The sequence below is a fragment of the Pseudomonas tehranensis genome (assembly GCF_014268615.1).
GTDB lineage: Bacteria > Pseudomonadota > Gammaproteobacteria > Pseudomonadales > Pseudomonadaceae > Aquipseudomonas > Aquipseudomonas tehranensis.
Genome location: NZ_JABWQV010000460.1, coordinates 1 through 1,232, shown reverse-complemented (window position 1 = coordinate 1,232; position 1,232 = coordinate 1). Strand labels below are relative to the sequence as shown.

At 58.7% G+C, this 1,232-nt stretch carries 2 protein-coding genes; both read right to left on the bottom strand.

Features of this window, described 5'->3' with window-relative positions; genetic code table 11:
- Positions 1-100: 100 nt before the first annotated feature.
- Entirely contained in the window at positions 101-460 is a 360-nt protein-coding gene (locus tag HU811_RS26965; RefSeq protein ID WP_092393423.1) for a PilZ domain-containing protein, read from the bottom strand.
- A 292-nt stretch (positions 461-752) separates the two neighbouring features.
- Positions 753-1,127 (bottom strand): tetratricopeptide repeat protein, encoded by a 375-nt coding sequence (locus HU811_RS26960; protein ID WP_092393426.1) that lies wholly within the window; start codon positions 1,125-1,127, stop codon positions 753-755.
- Positions 1,128-1,232: the final 105 nt, after the last annotated feature.

Below are 1,232 nucleotides of genomic sequence, written 5' to 3'. Positions count from 1 at the left end.
CTGTGGGAGCGAGCCTGCTCGCGATGGCGTACTTGAGATTGCCATCGCGAGCAGGCTCGCTCCCACAGTCGGGTTGAGGTACACCCGCAAGAGCCGGTTTTCAAGCCGACTCTGGCAACGGATGAAAACTGAAATACTGCTGCAGCGCACTCACCAGTTGCCCGTACTCCGGCGGCGCCCACTTGAGGCTGAAACCGGCGTCGAAATGCTGCGGGGTCACGTCCTCATGACACCAGAGGCAACTGGCCTTTAATTCGATGTCCAACTGCGGTCCCTCATCGGCAGGGATCTTGAGGTGCAGATTGAAGTCCGCGCCGACCATCAACGGCAAATGGCTGATCAGCATCAGCCCGTCTGCCGAGACGTTGCCCAAAAAACCAATGGGCCTGTCGTTCATACCGTTGAACACACGCAGGAAATACGGCAACTGATGCCGCTCGATTCGCCTCTTTTTGTACATGTCCTGTATCGCTTTTTGAACCACCCCGTACAGGGGCTACCGGATACTTCGGAACGGGCATGAACGGGCCCGCTCTCCCCGATCCCGGTGCCAGACGCTTGCAAGCGCGTTGGCCCTACTTCTGCCGGTCACAGGTGCCTCTTGAAATTAGAGACCTGGCTCTAATCATATTTGTACAAATATAGCTCAGGGTTTGGCGGCAGCCAGTCCGGGGCGACAGTTTCATCAAGCGCCATGGTACAAGGTAGAAATGGCCCGGGATTGCCCCTGGCCATTGCCTTGACGGACGGTATCAGAACGCGGTGGGGCGGATCGCCGGGGCGCTGCGCAGCGGATAATGGCCCAGGCTCTGCAAGGTTTCGAGGCGGGCACGGGCGCGGAAGGCGTATTCGCTGTTAGGGTATTGGGTCAAGAGGAACTGGTAGGTTTGCGCTGCATCGACAAACAGCTTCTGCCGTTCCAGGCACTGGCCACGCATCATCGAGACTTCCGGTTGCATGTAGCGCCGGGCCCGGCTGGCGCGGTCGACCTTGGACAGCTCGAGCATCACCTGCTCGCAATTGCCCCGCTCGTAGGCCTTGTAGGCCAGGTTCATATGGTGGTTCATCGACCAACGGGTGCAGCCCGTGATGCTCAGGGCCAGGGCAATAAAAAGCACGAATCGCATGGGAGGTTCTCCTGTCTTGAGCTTTGTATCGACCTGGTTGGGGAAATCTTCAGCCCGAAAACGCTTGCCACGCTAAACACCTGTGGCGAGGGAGCTTGCTCCCGC

What these genes read in the sequence shown, in the direction of transcription:
- HU811_RS26960 (WP_092393426.1), bottom strand. Translation starts at nt 1,127, where the DNA reads ATGCGATTCGTGCTTTTTATTGCCCTGGCCCTGAGCATCACGGGCTGC.
- HU811_RS26965 (WP_092393423.1), bottom strand. Translation starts at nt 460, where the DNA reads ATGTACAAAAAGAGGCGAATCGAGCGGCATCAGTTGCCGTATTTCCTG.